Source organism: Microlunatus antarcticus (assembly GCF_014193425.1).
In the GTDB taxonomy this organism is placed as follows: domain Bacteria; phylum Actinomycetota; class Actinomycetes; order Propionibacteriales; family Propionibacteriaceae; genus Microlunatus; species Microlunatus antarcticus.
Genome location: NZ_JACHZG010000015.1, coordinates 1 through 15,599 on the forward strand (window position 1 = coordinate 1; position 15,599 = coordinate 15,599).

Genomic DNA, 15,599 nt, shown 5'->3' on the forward strand with positions numbered 1-15,599 from the left:
CCCGCACGCCAAGACCCAGTCCGTACGCATCGAGCAGGGCCCCCTGCAGCGCCGGCTCCGGCTGGCCGACGTGCACGTCGACACCCCCAAGGGCCCGGTGCACGCGGTCGCGCACCAGATGGACGTCGTCGCGGCCCGCGAGCTCGCGCTCAGCCAGCTCGACCGGGCCCGCGCCGCCCGGGCGGCCGCCGAGCTCGCGCTGGAGCACCCCGGCGACGTGCGCCCCGAGACGCCTGAGGAGAGGGCGACCGGCGACGCCGTGCTCGCCGAGCTGGGCGCCGACCGCGAGCGCTTCCTCGGCGAGGGCGGCGAGAGCCAGGTCTTCGCCCTCGACGACACGCGGGTCCTCCGGCTCTACCGCGCCGGGCACGAGAGCGCGACGTCGCCGGTCGTCGACCAGCTCCGGTCGCTGTACGGCTTCTGGGCCCACCACCGCCCGGAGGCCGGCTACGGCCTGGACCTGCCGCTCGTGCTCGACGCGGGCGTCACGCAGGGACGTTCCTGGACGGTGGACCGCCGCTTCGCCGGCGGCTCCCTCGCCGACTGGCTGCGGACGGCCGACCTCACCGCCCGGCGGTCCGCGCTGGCCAGCCTGCTCGACGCGGCCGAGGCGCTGTCCCGGCTGCCGATGCCGGTCCCCGGCTTCGCCCGCCTGGTCGGTGACGGGGCCCCGCAGACGTACGGGTCGCTGCTCGAGCTGCTGAACGCCATGCTCGCCGGACCCGCCTCCCGCAGCCACGACGACCTCGCCCGCGACGTACCGGGCGTCGCCCGCGCGTGGGACCGGCTCCAGCACGACCTGGCCCAGCGCGACGTCGTCCCCACGCTCGTGCACGGCGACCTCGGCGCGCCCAACGCGTACGTCACCGTCCCCCACGAAGGCGCCGACGAGGCCGCTCCGCGCGTCACCGGCGTCGGCGACTTCAGCCCGCACACGCTGCAGGCGGACCCGCTGATGGACCTCACCGGGGCGGTCGCGTTCCTGGAGCTGGAGCCGTACGACGGGGCCGTGGCCGACAGTGAGTGGCTGCTCGGGCTCGCGGTCCAGCGCTACGGGCCCGACGTCGCCCGCTGGATCGGGGTCTACCGGCGCTACTTCGGCTTCTACTTCTCCGACACCGCCGAGCACGACCCGCGGACGTACGCGTGGTGCCTGCGTCAGCTCGACGGGGAGTAGGCCCGGACCATGCGCTCGGAGGACGTCCGGACCCTGCAGCTCGCGCCGCTGTGGGTGCTGAGCGCCCTCGTGGGCACGCACACGCGCTTCGCCGAGCCGGACCTCGCGACCTTCTGGGACGCGGTGGTGAGCGAGGGCCTGCGGGCGCCCGCCGCGGCCCGTGACCTGCTGGCCACGCTGACCCTCGACCGGACGGGGCTGCTGCTCGACCTCGAGCTCGACGGACGTTCCGTGGTGTCGGGGCTGCGGGACGTGGTGACCGTCCTGGGTCCGGCCGACCGGGTCGCCGGCTACCGGCGGGCGCTCGTCCGCATCGGCGGCGCGGTCGCGCGGGCGCGCGGGCCCTACGGGTGTCAGATCAGCAGCGAGGACCTGAACCGGCTGCTGCTCGTCGCGCAGCTGCTCGACTACTCGCCCTCGCGCGCCGACGCCGCCTGAGCCGAGCCGGCGCTCAGCGGCAGAAGGACGCGCGGACGGCGTCAGCGAGCGCCGCGCGGCGGGCGGCGTGCACCGCTTCCGGCTCGTCGGCGGTGGCGGTGAACGTGAGCGAGGACTGCGCCCACGAGCTGGCCATGCCGACGACGAGGCTGTAGATGTCCAGCGGTTGCATGGTGTCGACGAGGATCCCCTGCGCCTGCGCCATCTCGATGCGGGCCACCACCTGCACGTCGACGCCGCCGACCCGGGCGTACAGGTCGCCGGTCGGCGTGCGTTCCAGCCGGGCCCAGGTCGCGAGCCGGACCAGCACCGGGTCCTGCAGGTAGTAGTCGTAGACGCCCACGGCGTACTCCGGCAGCCGCTCCGGGTCGAACCAGCCGTTGGCCACGTGCGTCTGCACGTAGTGGCCGAAGACCAGGTCGAACAGGGTCTCCTTGTTGCCGAAGTAGTGGTAGAGCTGCGCCTTGTTCGTCTGCGCGGCCGCAGCGATCCGGTCGACCCGCCCGCCGGCGAGCCCGTGCTCCGCGAACTCGGCCGTGGCGGCCGCCATGATGCGGGCGCGGGTGGCGTCGGCGTCGCGGATCGGCATGGCTCGATCTTACAACCAACCGGTCGGTTGATTACCGACTCGAGCCGTCCTACAGTTTCAACCATCTAGTTGGTTGATCGAGAGGCACGACATGACCAAGAACGACATCCGGGGTCTGACGAAGGACTCCACCGCCGACGACGTGCTCGCCGGCATCGACCTGACGGGCAAGCGCGCCGTCGTCACCGGCGCGGCCAGCGGCATCGGCGTAGAGACCGCGCGTTCCCTCGCGCGGGCCGGTGCCGACGTGACGATCGCCGTCCGCAACACCACCAAGGGCCGCGAGGTCGCCGCCGACATCGAGGCGACGACCGGCCGCGCCGTGACCGTCTCCGAGCTGCACCTCGACGAGATCGCGTCGGTCCACGCGTTCGTGACGGCGTGGTCCGGACCGCTGCACATCCTGGTGAACAACGCCGGGATCATGGACAGCCCACTCGCCTACACGTCCGCCGGCTGGGAGTCGCAGCTCGCGACGAACCACCTCGGCCACTTCGCCCTCGCGACCGGCCTGCACGAGGCCCTCGTCGAGGCCGGCTCGGCCCGGGTGGTCGCCGTGTCCTCGAGCGGCCACGGCAGCTCGCCCTTCCACTTCGAGGACCCGTTCTTCGTGCGCCGGGAGTACACGCCGAACCTCGGCTACGGGCAGTCCAAGACCGCCAACGTGCTCTTCGCGGTCGAGGCCCAGCGCCGCTGGGGCGCCGAGGGCATCACGGCCAACGCCCTGATGCCGGGCGGCATCTGGACCGGCCTGCAGAAGCACTGGGACCCGGAGGTCCTGGCGACGCTCAAGCGCGACGCCGTGGACGTCGTCAAGACCACCGAGCAGGGCGCCTCGACCTCGGTCCTGCTGGCCACGGCCCCCGAGCTCGAGGGCTACGGCGGGCGCTACTTCGAGGACAACCGCGAGGCGCAGGTCGTGCCCGAGATCTACGACGTCGTGTACGGCGTGGTGCCCTGGGCCGTCGACCCGGAGGCGGCGTCCCGGCTGTGGGACGTCTCGACCGCGCTGGTCGACGCCGAGCTCGTCCGGCTGGGCCTGACCACGTCCCGCTGAGGTCGCCTCTGGAGCTCCTGACCCGCATCGCTAGGGTGCGGGTCATGAGCGAGGCAACGGCGGCCAGCACCCCTCCGGTCCTGGGCATCGACATCGGCGGCAGCGGCATCAAGGGAGCTCCGGTCGACCTGAGCACCGGCGAGTTCGCGGCCGACCGGCTGCGGATCGACACCCCGTCGGCGTCGACGCCGGAGAACGTCGCCGACGTCGTGGCGCAGATCGTGGAGCACTTCGGCGGCCAGATCGCCGCCGACGGGCCGATCGGCATCACGATCCCGGCGGTCGTGACGCACGGGATCACCCGGTCCGCCGCGAACATCGACAAGTCCTGGATCAACTGCGACGCGGAGAAGATCTTCGAGGACAAGCTCGGGCGCGACATCCTCCTGGTCAACGACGCCGACGCCGCCGGCGTCGCCGAGGTGAAGTACGGCGCCGCGGCGGGCCACCCCGGCCTCGTGGTCCTCACCACCCTCGGCACCGGCATCGGGACGGCGATCCTCTACCGCGGGGTGCTCGTGCCGAACTCCGAGCTCGGCCACCTCGAGATCGACGGCTACGACGCCGAGAAGCGCGCGGCCTCGAGCATCAAGGACAAGGAAGGCCTCTCGTACGCGAAGTGGGCGAAGCGCCTGCAGCGCTACTACGAGACCCTCGAGGCGCTGCTCTGGCCCGACCTGATCGTCGTCGGCGGTGGCGTCAGCAAGGACTCCGACAAGTTCCTGCCTCTGATCGACATCAACGCCGAGATGGTCCCGGCCAAGCTGCGGAACACGGCCGGCATCGTCGGCGCTGCCTGGCTCGCGGCCAACCGCCTCCAGCAGCCCGCCCTCGTCCGCGAGGGCACCGCGGCGGAGTCCGCGCTCGTCGAGTAGGACGCCTCCCGGGTGGGTCGGGCGCCGGCGCGGGTGCGGCGAGCAGGCTCAGACCTCGCCGGTCACGCCGCCGCCGAGCTCGGCCACGACGTCGAGCTGACCGAGGTGGCGGGCGTACTCCTGCACCACGTGCAGCAGCACCCGCTCGAGGGTGGCCGGTGGTTCGCCGTCCCACCGCTCGCTCGGCCGGCCCACCTCGTCGAGGTCGTGCCGGCGGACGACCGCCTCCGTGACCTCGGCCTGCCGACGCCACGCCGCCAGGACGTCGGCGGTCCCCACCTCGTCGGGCACGACCCAGCGGCCGTCGACCTCGTCGCCGTGCGGGTCATCCACGGGCGTGCCCTCGAAGCCCCAGACGAACCAGCGCCGTTCCATGAAGGTCAGGTGCCGCACCAGCTCGCGCGGCGTCCAGCCCGACGGGACCCGGCTGCGCCGCGCCTCGTCCTCGGTCATCGCCTCGACCCGCCGCCCGACGCCGTCGCGGAAGTAGGCGAGGTAGCGCAGGTAGACCTCGGTCCGCGTGCTCACGTGCTCCGTGGGCTCGGGGAACGGGACGCTCACGCCGTCCCTGTCGCCGCTGCTGCTGCCGACGCGGGGGCAAGGACGTCCAGGAACCACCCCCCGCGGGGGTCCGGCACGAGCTCGCACGGGCGGTGCCCGGCCACCAGGGCGACGACGGCGGCCGGCGTACGCGGGGTGCGTTCCGCCTCGCAGATCCAGCGGGCGACGAGGCCGCGCGTGTGCTTCGCCGCGTGGGAGACGACCACGCGGCGGCCCTCGACCTCGGTGAAGACGCGCACCGCCACGTACGCCTTCGCGGCCGAGCCCGTGGGGCGCCAGACCGACGCGTACGACGAGGAACGTCCGTCGACGACCACGCCGTCACCGGCCAGCGCGACCATGACCGGTCCGAGGACCGCGCGCCAGCGGGCGGCGACCGTCCCGACGCCGGGGAGCGTGGCGGTCATCGGCAGCCGGTACGGCGTGATCGGGTCCGTCGGCCCGACCGGGCCCCACAGCGCGCTCTGGACGCGCACCCAGCGGTTGGCCCGACGGCGCCCGGCCGGGCTCAGCGACGCGTGGTCGAGGGCGGCGTAGAGGACGCCGGTGTAGACGTCGACCGCCCGGCGGGCCGGGGTGGTGCGGAGGTGGACGTTCCGGGCGACCTCGTCGGTCAGGCCGGGGCTGAGGCCCAGCGCGGCCGCGGCACCGGGCTGTGCGCTCGCGACCGCCAGCGCGTCCAGGAGCTCCTCGCGCAGCGGCGTCAGCCCCGGGTGCGGCAGCGCGGCCAGGTCGACGGGCCGACCGCGGCGTGCGGGCGCCGCCTTGCCCTCTGAGGGCGGGAGCAGGATCAGCACGACGACCCTTCGACAAGCTCAGGGAACGTGGTCACATCCGGTCGAGGGCCTCGATGCCGAGCAGGTCGAGCCCGGCGGCGAGGACGCGCTTCGTCGCGGCGCACAGGGCGAGCCGGGAGCTGCGCACCTCGCCCTCCGAACGCAGGACGGGGCAGCGCTCGTAGAACACCGAGAGCGTGCCCGCGAGGTCGTAGAGGTAGGCGCAGAGCTTGTGCGGCTGCAGCGTCGAGGCGACCTCGGCGACGACGTCGCCGTAGCCCGACAGCAGCAGGGCGAGGGCCTGCTCCTGCGGCTCGTCGAGCACGGTCACGGCCTCGTGCGCCGGCAGGACGCCCTCGGCCGCGGCGCGGGCGAGGACCTGCGTCATCCGGGCGTGGGCGTACTGCAGGTAGGGACCGGTGTTGCCCGTGGTCGCCACCATGCGCTCGATGTCGAAGACGTAGTTCTGGTTGAGCCCGTTCGACAGGTCCGCGTACTTGATCGCGGCCAGCGCGATGGGCGGCGAGGCGATCTCCTCGGCCATGTCGAGCAGCGTGGCGAGGTGCATGGCCTTGCCGTCGCGGGTCTTGTACGGCCGCCCGTCCGCGCCCAGGACCATCCCGTAGCCGACGTGCTCGGCGCTGACGGTGTCGGGCAGCCAGCCCGCCATCCGCGCGACCGCGAACACCTGGGCGAAGTGGTCGCCCTGGCGCACGTCGGTGACGTAGATCAGCCGGTCGGCCTTGAGGTCGCGGACCCGGTGCAGCAGCGCCGCGAGGTCGGTGACGTCGTAGCCGTAGCCGCCGTCGCGCTTGCGCAGGATCAGCGGCGCGTTGAAGCCGGGCACGAAGACGCAGAGCGCGCCGTCGTCGACGACCGCGACGCCCTTCGCCTTGAGCTCGTCGGCGACCGGGCCGAGGACGGCGTTGTAGATCGACTCCCCGGCCAGGTGCTCGTCGGTCAGCAGGACGTGCAGGCGGGCGTACATCGTGTTGAAGCCGGCCAGCGACACCTCGACCAGGGAGCGCCAGATCCGCAGCGTCTCCTCGTCGCCGGACTGCAGCGCGACGACGCGGAGCCGGGCCCGGTCGGCGAAATCGTGGTCGTCCTTGAAGTGCGCCGCGGCGCGCTTGTAGAGCTCCTCGGCCTCGACCAGGTCGAGCGCGGCGGGGTCGAGGCGCTCGACGAGGATCTGCTCGACCAGCTGGCCGAACTGGGTGCCCCAGTCACCGAGGTGGTTCTGCGGGAGGACCTCGTGGCCGGCGGCGGTGAGGACGCGGTTGAAGCAGTCGCCGATGATCGTGGTCCGCAGGTGGCCGACGTGCATCTGCTTGGCCACGTTCGGCGAGCTGTAGTCGATGACGACGCGCTGCGGGTGCTCGGCCTGCTCGACGCCGAGGGCCGGGTCGGCGAGCTGGCCGGTGACGTAGCCGGCCAGCACCGACGAGCGGAGCCGGAAGTTGAGGAACCCGGGCCCGGCGATCTCGACGGGCTCGCAGAGGTCGTCGACGTCGAGGCGGGCGACGATGTCGGCCGCGACCTCGCGCGGGGACTTGCGCTCGCTCTTGGCCAGGCGGAGGGCGACGTTGGACTGGAAGTGCCCGAACTCCGGCCGGGTCGCCGGACGCAGCTCCGGCTCGATCCCGGCCACGGCCTGCACACGCGCGCTGAGCTGGGAGGGGAGGGACGCCATGATCGGTGATTCTTCCACTCCGGTCGTGCGCGCCCGACCACGTTCCCGGGCGCCGGCGACCCTGGGACCACGAGAACGGGTCTCAGCTCGGGTCGATCAATTAGTTCGAACGCCGACATGGACGACGCAAGCCGCATAGCCTGTCGAACTTGCCAGACCCCACACCCCAGGAGTGCCTCATGCATACCAGCAGACGGGCGGCCTCCGCTCTCGTCGGGCTCTCGAGCGCCATGGCGGGCGTATCCGGTTGCGGCATCGATCCCGCACCTCCTGCGGCTCCCGGCGTCAGCAGCTTGGCCCCGTCCGCGGCAGCCGAGACGACACAGGCGGCGACCGAGACTCGATCGGCAGAAGAGGTCTTCGGCGACCTCGCCAAGACCATCGACTCGGCGAAGCTGGTGAAGACCTACACGGAGGACGACGACCCCAACAAGCTGTTGGGACGGCCGAACGGGTACACGTCGAAGGTCGCCTTCTCGGACTCGCGCATCGCGAAGAAAGACCTCGAGTTCACGGAGAGCGACGCCATCGAACGAGGAGGCTCCGTCGAGGTCTATCCCGACGCCGAAGGCGCCAAGCAGCGCGCGGACTACATCCAGACGATCGGGAAGAGCTCCTCCGCCCTCGCGAACGAGTACGACTACCTCAAGGGTCCGATCCTGGTTCGCGTGACCGGAATTCTTCCTCCGTCGAAGGCCAAGGACTATCAAGTCGCCCTCGGCTGACAACAGGTGCAGCCTCGCGCGGCGGTCGAGGACCACCTGAGTCTCCGTCTTGTCGCGCAGGGGGCAGCATGGGCCGGGTGCCGCAGCCGCTCCAACCGTTCCTGCACGACCTCGTCAGCCAGGTCGCCGCGCCCACCCAGACGTGGTCGACACCCGACGGGCAGGTGGTGCCGCGTGACGACGACGCGGCCGGGGTCACCGGGCTGCTGCACGGCGACGTGCGGCTCCTCAGCGGGATCGAGGTCTCTGTCGACGACGACCCAGGCGTACCGGTCGCCCACCACGGCCGCCCCGACGGCAGCGTCGTCTTCACCTCTCTGCTCCGCGGCCTCGACGCCGCGTACGCGGACTCCGGCGACCCCCGCGTCCGGCTCGACCGCACCCGCACCGTCGTCCCGGGTCGTCTGACCGAGGAGCTGGTCCTCGGCTCCACGCTCGACGTCGACGTCGAGGTGCGGGTCGCCGTACGGCTGACGCCCGACGCGACGCCGATGGAGCTCGTCCGCGTCGGGGCGCCCCGCGTCGCCGTGACGCCGGCGGAGGACGCCGGCCACGGGTGGACCTCGGCGGGGATCGACGTGACGATCGCCGCCCCGGGCGCCGGGTGGACCGTCGCGGACGGGCGAGTCACGCTTTCCTGGACGCTGACGGTCCCGCGACGTTCCTCGGTCGCGGTGCGCTGGACGGCCGACGTCGTCGACCCCGCGCCGGTCGTGGTCGCCGCGCCCCCGGACCTCACGCACGACCGCGTGCTGCTCGGGCCCGAGGAGGACCAGCGGCTCGGCCCCTGGCTGGAACGTTCCGTGGCCGACCTCGCGGGCCTCACGATGGCGCTGCCCGACAGCCCGGGCGACGTGTTCTACGCCGCGGGCGCCCCCTGGTACTTCACCCTCTTCGGTCGCGACAGCCTGTGGGCGGCGCGGCTGTCCCTGCCGCTCGGCCTGGACGTCGCGCGCGGCACGCTGCGGACGCTCGCCCGGCTCCAAGGTCGCGCGGACGACCCGCGGACCGGGGAGCAGCCGGGCAAGATCCCGCACGAGCTGCGGCGCAACGGCTTCCAGCTCGGCGGGATGTCGCTCCCCCCGCTCTACTACGGCACCGTCGACGCCACCCCGCTGTGGATCTGCCTCCTGCACGACGCGTGGCGGGCCGGGCTCCCCGACGACGACGTGATCGCGCTGCTGCCGAACGTCGAGGCCGCGCTCGACTGGCTCACCGCGCAGACCGCGCCGGACGCGCGGGGCGGGAGCGTCGAGGGATTCGTCCGCTACGTCAGCGCGGGCAGCGACGGCCTGGCCAACCAGGGCTGGAAGGACAGCGACGACGCGGTCCGGTTCGCCGACGGGACGTACGCCGAGGGCGCCATCGCGCTGTGCGAGGTGCAGGGCTACGCGTACGAGGCCGCGGTCTCCGGCGCGGCGCTGCTGGACGGCTTCGACCGACCCGGCGGCGACGAGCTCCGCGGGTGGGCACAGGGTTTGCAGGAACGGTTCCGGGCGTCGTTCTGGTGCGAGACGGGCTCCGGGGAGGACGACTACCCCGCGCTCGCGCTCGACGGGACCGGGCGGCGGGTCGACGCGCTGACCAGCAACATCGGGCACCTGCTGGGCACCGGCCTGCTCAACCTCGAGGAGGAGTGGCGGGTGGCCCGCCGGGTCGGTTCACCGGCGCTCGACTCCGGCCTCGGGCTGCGGACGATGTCCACGGACGACGCCGCGTACGCCCCGCTCAGCTATCACTGCGGCTCGGTCTGGCCGCACGACACCGCGATCGTCGTCGACGGGCTCACCCGGGCCGGGCTCGCCGAGGCCGCCGACGGGCTGGTCGAGGGCCTGCTCGCCGCCTCGGTCGCCTTCGACCAGCGACTCCCCGAGCTGTGGAGCGGCGAGGGCGCCCCGGTCCCCTACCCCGCCGCCTGCCGGCCGCAGGCCTGGAGCGCCGCGGCGGCCGTCGTCGTGGCCCGCCGGGCCGGGGTCTTCGGCGGGGTCTGACGCAGCCTGGCCGAACCTCAGGAGTTTCACGTTCACGTGAAAACCCTCGCTCTGCACGGCAGATCTGCCGTGGTGAGTGCAGGAGTTTCACGTGAACGTGAAACTCCTGGGATCCGGGCCCAGGCGCCGGACCGAGCCTGGCCGGTCCGGGGCCGGGGGGAAGGGTCAGCGGGTGAGGCCGTAGTCCTTCAGCTCGAAGGTGTCGACGGACGGGGCGAAGAACTTCTCGCCCACCCACGACGGCAGGGACGCCGCGACCCGCAGGCCGGTGTGGAAGGCGCCGATGCCGACCCGGCTCTTGGGGTTGGCGAGGCGCGGGGTGCCCGGCGGGAGCTTCTGCGCCTGGGCGACGTAGGGGCGCAGGACCTCCTCGTACGCGGTGAGGCCCGCGCGCGGGTCGCCGTGGGTGGCCAGCTCGCCGGCCAGGACGTACGCGCCCACGAGCGAGAGGCTCGTGCCCATCCCGCTGACCGGGGCGGCGCACCACGCGGCGTCGCCGAGAAGCGCGACGCGGCCCCGGGACCACGCCGGCGCGAAGACCTGCCCGATCGACTCCGAGTAGAGGTCGTCGGCCTCCTCGAAGCCCTCGAGGACCCGTTCGGCCTGCCAGCCGGCGTCGCCGAAGTCGGCGCGCAGCTGGGTGAGGAGCTCCTTGGACGAGCGGTCCTGCACACCCGCTCGCGACCCGCCGTCGGTGAGCCGGGTGAGGGTCGCCCGTGTGGTGCCGTGGGTGTCGGGGCGGAGGGTGACGCTGCGGCCGCCGGGAGCGTTGTACCAGCGCCACCAGGGCTTGTCGGACTCGGTGCGCGGGATGGTGCCGTAGGTGATCTGGAGGTTCAGCGAGCGGATCTCGACCTCGTCGCCGAAGACGAGGCCACGCGTGGAGGAGCCGATGCCGTCGGCCGCGACGACGAGGTCGAAGTGCTCGTCCGGCGCGTGCTCGAAGGCGACGAGCACCTGCTCGCCCTCCTCGGTGAGGCCGGTGATCCGGTCGCCGAAGCGGTACTCGACCGGCCGGTCGCCCGCGAGCGTCGCCCCGACCAGGATCTCGGAGAGGTCGCCGCGCAGGATCTCGCGCTCGCCGGTCGCCCCGCCGGAGTCGGAGGTCCCCGCCGGGAACGCCGCCACGATCCGGCCGTCCGCACCGATGAACTCGGTGCCCTCCTCGCCCGTCGTCGCGGCCGCGACGGCGTCGTCGAGGCCCATCCGCCGGACCGCCTCGCGAGCCGCGCCCCGGATGTCGATGTTCTGCCCGCCCGTCCGCAGCTCCGGCGCCCGTTCGACCACGACCGCGTCCCACCCCGCCCGTCGCAGCCAGAAGGCCAGGGCCGGTCCGGCGATGCTCGCTCCACTGATCAGCACTCTCGTCACGCCGTGACCCTACCCCGGTCATCAACGACGTTAGCAATCTCGTTGGTAGTCTCGGCGGCATGGATCAGACGTCAGGCGATCCCTCCCCGACGGACCGCGCCCGCGAGCGCCTCGACGGCACTCCGCTGCGCGACCACGACCTCCGCTCGCGGCTCCAGCAGCTGGGGATCCGGCACCGGCACCTGGAGAAGCGGCTGGCTGCGGCGCTGCGGACCGACGTCAGCGGACTCGAGGTGATGGACCACCTGATCGCGCTCGGCCCCACGACGCCGTCCACGCTCGCGACGCGCCTGGGCACCTCGACCGCGGCCATGTCGCTCGTGCTCAACCGGCTCGAGGAGGCCGGGCACATCACCCGTCAGCGCCACCCGGACGACGGGCGCAAGCTCGTCGTGACCGCCGCCGGCCCGAGCACCGAGCAGGTCTGGGCGCTGATCTCGCCCCACACCGACGCCGTCGACCGCCTCATCGCCTCCTACACGCCGGAGCAGCAGGACCTCGTCGAAGGGTTCCTGGACGCCGTGCTCGCCCTGTACGACGACGAGGAACGCCGCCTCGGCGAGAACGCTCCCTGAGCCTCTCGAACGCCGTGGCGTTCGACAGGCTCAGGGGGCGTCCACCGTCCGCAGGGGCTGGCAGTGCGGGCACCAGTAGCTGCGGCGCTCGACGCCGACCGGGCCGAACTCCTCGGTCAGGATCCGGGTCCCGCACCGGCGGCAGTCCTGGCCCGGCCGCTCGAAGACCCAGTGCGCGCCGAGGCGCCGGTTGCCGGTCGTGATCTGGTCGTGGGTGTTCTTGTTCGCCTCGAGGAGCTGCTTGGCCCGCGCGACGACGCGTTCGAGCGAGGGCACGGCCTCGACGGGCGTCCGCGGGTTCACGCCCTGGAGGAAGAGGATCTCGGCGCGGTAGAGCGTCCCGATGCCGGCCAGGTTCCGCTGGTCGAGCAGGGCCTCGCCGACCGTACGGGCGGGGTCGGCGCGCAGCCGCCGCAACGCCTCGTCCGCGTCCCAGTCGTCGCCGAGGAGGTCGGGCCCGATGTGGCCGACGACCGTGTCCTCCGCGTCGGTGCGCACCATCTCGGTGACCGGGAGCCGGTAGCCCACCGCGGCGGCCTCGGCGTTCACCATGAGGACGCGGATCTGCCAGGCCGGCCCGCCGGTCCACTTCTTCCCCGTCGGGTAGACCCGCCAGCCGCCGTCCATCCGCAGGTGCGTGTGGAGCGTCCAGCCGTTGGCGAAGCGGGTCAGCTGGTGCTTGCCACGCGAGGCGACCTTGAGCACCTCGACGCCGGTGAAGTCGGTGGTCGCGAGCTGCGGCACGCGCAGCTCGCAGCGCGTGAGCACTCGCCCGGCCAGCGCCTTGTCGAGCTGCTGGCAGGCCAGCCAGACCGTGTCTCCCTCGGGCATCGGCCCAGTCTGCCGTCCCTGCCCACGTCACCCGGGGGGACTCAGGCCGCCCGGCCCGACAGCGCCCGCAGCATCACCGACACCCACGTCCGGTACGGCCGCCACGTCTCGCCGACCGCCGCCAGCTCCGCCGGGGTCGGCGGGTGGTCGAAGCCGTACACCTCCTGCACGACGTCGCGGACGTGCGACTCCCCGACGACCATCGCGTCGGCGTGACCGCAGGCCCGGACGACGATCAGCGAGGCGTAGAAGGGGCCGATGCCGGGCAGCCGCTGCACGCGTTCCTCGGCCTCGGCCTGCGGCAGCGCGCGCAGCTCGACCACGTCCAGCTCGCCCCGCTGCGCCGCCTCGGCCACGGCGTGCAGCCGGGGGACCCGGTCGGCGGGCAGACCCGGCAGCGACTCGAGGCGGAGCAGCGCGCCCGGCGTGGGCACCGCCTCGGTCACGACGCCGGCCAGCTCGACGCTCGCCCCCAGCGCCTGGGCCAGCCGGCGTCGGACGCCGATGCCCTGGGCGCGGGCCCGGCGGGCGCTCACGATCGACCAGACGGCGGCCTCGTACGGGGAGTAGAAGAGCGCGGGGCGGAAGCCGGGCGCGACCGCGTGCACCGGGGCGAGGACGGGATCGGCCTCGCACAGCGCGTGGAACGCGGCCCCGTCGTGGTCGGCGGACACGACCCGCGCGACCTGGGTGGCGGCGTCCTGCACCTCGGCGTCGGAGAGGGGCGCCTGGTCGCCGGCGGGCGTGATCGTCAGGTCGAGCCGGTCCCCCACCTGCCGCACCTCGACCCCGACCTGACGCTCGAGATCGCTGTCGAGGCAGAACGCCAGCCGCATCACCCCGTCGTACGACGCCTCGTCGCGGTGACCGAACCCCATCAGGGCGACCTCGCGGAGGTCGTACGGTCCGGTGACGGTCAGGGACGCGGTCCTCGTGCTCATGCGCGCGATCCTGCCGGGCCCCTCCGACAGCTCCACCCGCGGCTGCCGCCCTACCCTGGGCCCATGGTGTCGACGCGGGGTCGCTGGCTGCGCCGGGGAACGGTCGCCCTGGTCAGCGCGGGGTTCCTGGCCGGCGCCGCGGTGCTGGGGTCGGTCGGCTGGGTCCGCGCGACGGCGTCGGGGCACACGTACGCCGACCGCGACCTCGCCCTCGTCCCGGCCACGCCCGTCGCCCTGGTCCTGGGCGCGCAGGTCTACCCGAGCGGCACGCCGTCACCGTTCCTCGCCGGGCGGCTCGACCTGGCCAAGCGCCTCTACGACGCCGGCCTGGTCGAGGTCCTGCTCGTGTCGGGCGACAACGGGGCGCGCGAGTACAACGAGCCCGACGCCATGCGCCGCTACCTCGTGGACGCCGGGGTGCCGGCGGACAAGGTGGTCGCCGACTACGCGGGCTTCGACACGTACGACTCGTGCTCCCGTGCGCAGCGCATCTTCGGCGTGGACCGGCTCACCGTGGTGACGCAGGACTACCACCTGCCCCGCGCGGTCGCGACCTGCCGCGCGCTCGGCCTGGACGCCGTGGGCGTCGGGGACGAGAGCTTCCGCGGCACGGAGGCCTGGCGGCGGGGGACGTTCCGTGACCAGGTCGCCTGCGTCAAGACCGTCCTCGACGTCGTCAGCCGCCGCGACCCGGTGCTCGGCGCGCGCGAGACCTCGGTCGACCGCGCCCTGCAGGGCTGAGAGCCGACCGTTCGCCCACACCGAACGCCCTTCCGCACGCCCTCGTCGCGGTGTAACCATGTAAGCAACGCAAAGGAGCAAGCATGTGGCACGGAGCTGAAGGACACGAGGACGAGGGCGGCCGCCGACGTGGACGGGGTGCCCGCCCGGGCGGCTGGCAGAACGTCGACCTGCCGCCCGCCGACGACGCGCAGTCGTGGTTCGAGGGGCGGCTGCCGGACGGGTGGTTCAGCACGGTCGAGGTGACCGTCGACCGTGAGGAGCTCACCGTCGTCGGCACGCTGACCGACGAGACCGCCGACGACGCGGCGACGCAGGGGCGGATCAGCCGCTTCCGCGAGGAGACCCGGGAGCCCCGGATGACCATCGCGGACGAGGCGCAGGCCCGCTACGGCCGCAAGGTCTCGTGGGGCGTCCGGCTGGGAACCACCTCGGCGCTGTTCACCAACGTCTCGGTCCCGGTCATGACGCGGCTGCGTCAGCCGGAGCGGCGGGTGCTCGACACCCTCGTCGACGCCGGCGTCGCGCGCTCCCGGTCGGAGGCGCTGAGCTGGGCGGTCAAGCTGGTCGGCGAGCACACGGAAACCTGGCTGGCCGACCTCCGGACGGCGATGGAAGAGGTCGACAAGCTCCGCTCGCAGGGCCCCGACCTCTAGACCGGGAGACATCCGGCGCACGAGAATCCCGAGGACCCTTCCACCCACCGGTGGGAGGGTTCTCGTGTGCCCAGACGATTCACCCAGGTCGACGTGTTCACCAGCGAGCTCGGCTACGGCAACCCGGTCGCGGTCGTGCACGACGCCGAGGGTGTCGACGATGCCGCGCTCCAGCGGTTCGCGGCCTGGACGAACCTGTCGGAGACGACGTTCCTGCTGCCGCCGGAGGACCCGGCGGCCGACTACCGCGTCCGGATCTTCACCCCGGCCCGGGAGCTGCCCTTCGCCGGGCACCCGACGCTCGGGTCCGCGCGGGCCTGGCTCGAGGCGGGCGGGACGCCGGCCGCAGCCGACGTGGTCGTGCAGGAGTGCGGCGCCGGGCTGGTCCGGGTCCGTCGCGACGGCGACCGGCTCGCCTTCGCCGCACCCCCGCTGCTGCGCGACGGCCCCGTCGAGGCCGACGACCTGGCCGAGATCGTCGGCGCCCTCGGGGTGGACCCGGCCCACGTCGTCGACGCGCAGTGGGGTGACAACGGGCCGGGCTGGGTCATGGTGCTGCTGGACAGCGCGGAGACCGTGCTCGCGCTCCGACCGGACGCGGC

The 15,599-nt window shown here is 73.3% G+C and carries 17 protein-coding genes; 10 read left to right on the forward strand and 7 right to left on the reverse strand.

Translation table 11 applies throughout. The features are described 5' to 3' along the window. Positions 1 to 1,177, forward strand: a 1,177-nt coding sequence (locus FHX39_RS20760) for a phosphotransferase family protein (RefSeq protein ID WP_198424109.1), incomplete at its 5' end; no start/stop codon positions are given. Positions 1,178 to 1,186: 9 nt separating this feature from the next. Further along, positions 1,187 to 1,615, forward strand: a complete 429-nt coding sequence (locus FHX39_RS20260) for a hypothetical protein (protein WP_183342722.1) — start codon at positions 1,187 to 1,189, stop codon at positions 1,613 to 1,615. Positions 1,616 to 1,628: 13 nt separating this feature from the next. On the opposite strand, the gene FHX39_RS20265 is transcribed toward FHX39_RS20260, so the two are convergent. Beyond that, positions 1,629 to 2,204 carry a TetR family transcriptional regulator gene (locus FHX39_RS20265; RefSeq protein ID WP_198424110.1) on the reverse strand — a complete coding sequence of 192 codons (576 nt, stop codon included), beginning with the start codon at positions 2,202 to 2,204 and terminating at the stop codon, positions 1,629 to 1,631. 91 nt (positions 2,205 to 2,295) lie between these two features. Here FHX39_RS20265 and FHX39_RS20270 point away from each other — a divergent pair, with 91 nt between their 5' ends. Both FHX39_RS20270 and ppgK read left to right on the forward strand, forming a co-directional pair. Continuing rightward, complete coding sequence (locus FHX39_RS20270) at positions 2,296 to 3,261, forward strand: SDR family NAD(P)-dependent oxidoreductase (RefSeq protein ID WP_183342724.1); 966 nt, start codon at positions 2,296 to 2,298, stop codon at positions 3,259 to 3,261. Positions 3,262 to 3,305: 44 nt separating this feature from the next. After that, positions 3,306 to 4,136 (forward strand): polyphosphate--glucose phosphotransferase, encoded by an 831-nt coding sequence (gene ppgK, locus FHX39_RS20275; RefSeq protein WP_183342726.1) that lies wholly within the window; start codon positions 3,306 to 3,308, stop codon positions 4,134 to 4,136. Between the two features lie 48 nt (positions 4,137 to 4,184). On the opposite strand, the gene FHX39_RS20280 is transcribed toward ppgK, so the two are convergent. The 3 genes from FHX39_RS20280 to argS are packed head-to-tail and all read right to left on the reverse strand — an operon-like array spanning position 4,185 to position 7,166. Continuing rightward, on the reverse strand, positions 4,185 to 4,697 hold the full coding sequence (locus FHX39_RS20280) for a DinB family protein (RefSeq protein ID WP_183342728.1): 513 nt from the start codon (positions 4,695 to 4,697) through the stop codon (positions 4,185 to 4,187). Then, positions 4,694 to 5,494: a YaaA family protein gene (locus tag FHX39_RS20285; protein ID WP_183342730.1), complete on the reverse strand. Its 801-nt coding sequence runs from the start codon at positions 5,492 to 5,494 to the stop codon at positions 4,694 to 4,696. The genes FHX39_RS20280 and FHX39_RS20285 overlap by 4 nt, the downstream gene beginning before the upstream one ends. Before the next feature lie 31 nt (positions 5,495 to 5,525). Beyond that, on the reverse strand, positions 5,526 to 7,166 hold the full coding sequence (argS, locus tag FHX39_RS20290) for an arginine--tRNA ligase (RefSeq protein ID WP_183342732.1): 1,641 nt from the start codon (positions 7,164 to 7,166) through the stop codon (positions 5,526 to 5,528). A 149-nt stretch (positions 7,167 to 7,315) separates the two neighbouring features. On the opposite strand from argS, the gene FHX39_RS20295 reads away from it, so the two are divergent. Beyond that, on the forward strand, positions 7,316 to 7,891 hold the full coding sequence (locus FHX39_RS20295; RefSeq protein ID WP_183342734.1) for a hypothetical protein: 576 nt from the start codon (positions 7,316 to 7,318) through the stop codon (positions 7,889 to 7,891). Between the two features lie 77 nt (positions 7,892 to 7,968). After that, on the forward strand, positions 7,969 to 9,882 hold the full coding sequence (locus FHX39_RS20300; protein WP_183342736.1) for a glycogen debranching N-terminal domain-containing protein: 1,914 nt from the start codon (positions 7,969 to 7,971) through the stop codon (positions 9,880 to 9,882). Between the two features lie 165 nt (positions 9,883 to 10,047). Here the strand turns inward: FHX39_RS20300 and FHX39_RS20305 are convergent, their stop codons facing one another. Continuing rightward, positions 10,048 to 11,253 carry an FAD-dependent monooxygenase gene (locus tag FHX39_RS20305; RefSeq protein ID WP_183342738.1) on the reverse strand — a complete coding sequence of 402 codons (1,206 nt, stop codon included), beginning with the start codon at positions 11,251 to 11,253 and terminating at the stop codon, positions 10,048 to 10,050. Positions 11,254 to 11,312: 59 nt separating this feature from the next. On the opposite strand from FHX39_RS20305, the gene FHX39_RS20310 reads away from it, so the two are divergent. Further along, the gene (locus FHX39_RS20310; RefSeq protein ID WP_183342740.1) at positions 11,313 to 11,828 is read left to right on the forward strand and encodes a MarR family winged helix-turn-helix transcriptional regulator; all 516 of its coding nucleotides are present in this window, start codon (positions 11,313 to 11,315) and stop codon (positions 11,826 to 11,828) included. 30 nt (positions 11,829 to 11,858) lie between these two features. On the opposite strand, the gene FHX39_RS20315 is transcribed toward FHX39_RS20310, so the two are convergent. Next, positions 11,859 to 12,659 carry an Fpg/Nei family DNA glycosylase gene (locus tag FHX39_RS20315; RefSeq protein ID WP_183342742.1) on the reverse strand — a complete coding sequence of 267 codons (801 nt, stop codon included), beginning with the start codon at positions 12,657 to 12,659 and terminating at the stop codon, positions 11,859 to 11,861. A 41-nt stretch (positions 12,660 to 12,700) separates the two neighbouring features. Then, the gene (locus FHX39_RS20320) at positions 12,701 to 13,600 is read right to left on the reverse strand and encodes a DNA-3-methyladenine glycosylase family protein (protein ID WP_183342744.1); all 900 of its coding nucleotides are present in this window, start codon (positions 13,598 to 13,600) and stop codon (positions 12,701 to 12,703) included. 63 nt (positions 13,601 to 13,663) lie between these two features. Here FHX39_RS20320 and FHX39_RS20325 point away from each other — a divergent pair, with 63 nt between their 5' ends. The 3 genes from FHX39_RS20325 to FHX39_RS20335 form a co-directional block, all read left to right on the forward strand. Beyond that, the gene (locus tag FHX39_RS20325; RefSeq protein ID WP_183342746.1) at positions 13,664 to 14,341 is read left to right on the forward strand and encodes a SanA/YdcF family protein; all 678 of its coding nucleotides are present in this window, start codon (positions 13,664 to 13,666) and stop codon (positions 14,339 to 14,341) included. An 83-nt stretch (positions 14,342 to 14,424) separates the two neighbouring features. After that, positions 14,425 to 14,997: a hypothetical protein gene (locus tag FHX39_RS20330; RefSeq protein WP_183342748.1), complete on the forward strand. Its 573-nt coding sequence runs from the start codon at positions 14,425 to 14,427 to the stop codon at positions 14,995 to 14,997. Between the two features lie 66 nt (positions 14,998 to 15,063). Beyond that, the coding region (locus FHX39_RS20335; RefSeq protein ID WP_183342750.1) for a PhzF family phenazine biosynthesis protein at positions 15,064 to 15,599 on the forward strand (536 nt) is incomplete at its 3' end.

What these genes read in the sequence shown, in the direction of transcription:
- FHX39_RS20260 (WP_183342722.1), top strand. Translation starts at nt 1,187, where the DNA reads ATGCGCTCGGAGGACGTCCGGACCCTGCAGCTCGCGCCGCTGTGGGTG.
- FHX39_RS20265 (WP_198424110.1), bottom strand. Translation starts at nt 2,204, where the DNA reads ATGCCGATCCGCGACGCCGACGCCACCCGCGCCCGCATCATGGCGGCC.
- FHX39_RS20270 (WP_183342724.1), top strand. Translation starts at nt 2,296, where the DNA reads ATGACCAAGAACGACATCCGGGGTCTGACGAAGGACTCCACCGCCGAC.
- ppgK (WP_183342726.1), top strand. Translation starts at nt 3,306, where the DNA reads ATGAGCGAGGCAACGGCGGCCAGCACCCCTCCGGTCCTGGGCATCGAC.
- argS (WP_183342732.1), bottom strand. Translation starts at nt 7,166, where the DNA reads ATGGCGTCCCTCCCCTCCCAGCTCAGCGCGCGTGTGCAGGCCGTGGCC.
- FHX39_RS20310 (WP_183342740.1), top strand. Translation starts at nt 11,313, where the DNA reads ATGGATCAGACGTCAGGCGATCCCTCCCCGACGGACCGCGCCCGCGAG.
- FHX39_RS20315 (WP_183342742.1), bottom strand. Translation starts at nt 12,659, where the DNA reads ATGCCCGAGGGAGACACGGTCTGGCTGGCCTGCCAGCAGCTCGACAAG.
- FHX39_RS20320 (WP_183342744.1), bottom strand. Translation starts at nt 13,600, where the DNA reads ATGAGCACGAGGACCGCGTCCCTGACCGTCACCGGACCGTACGACCTC.
- FHX39_RS20325 (WP_183342746.1), top strand. Translation starts at nt 13,664, where the DNA reads ATGGTGTCGACGCGGGGTCGCTGGCTGCGCCGGGGAACGGTCGCCCTG.
- FHX39_RS20330 (WP_183342748.1), top strand. Translation starts at nt 14,425, where the DNA reads ATGTGGCACGGAGCTGAAGGACACGAGGACGAGGGCGGCCGCCGACGT.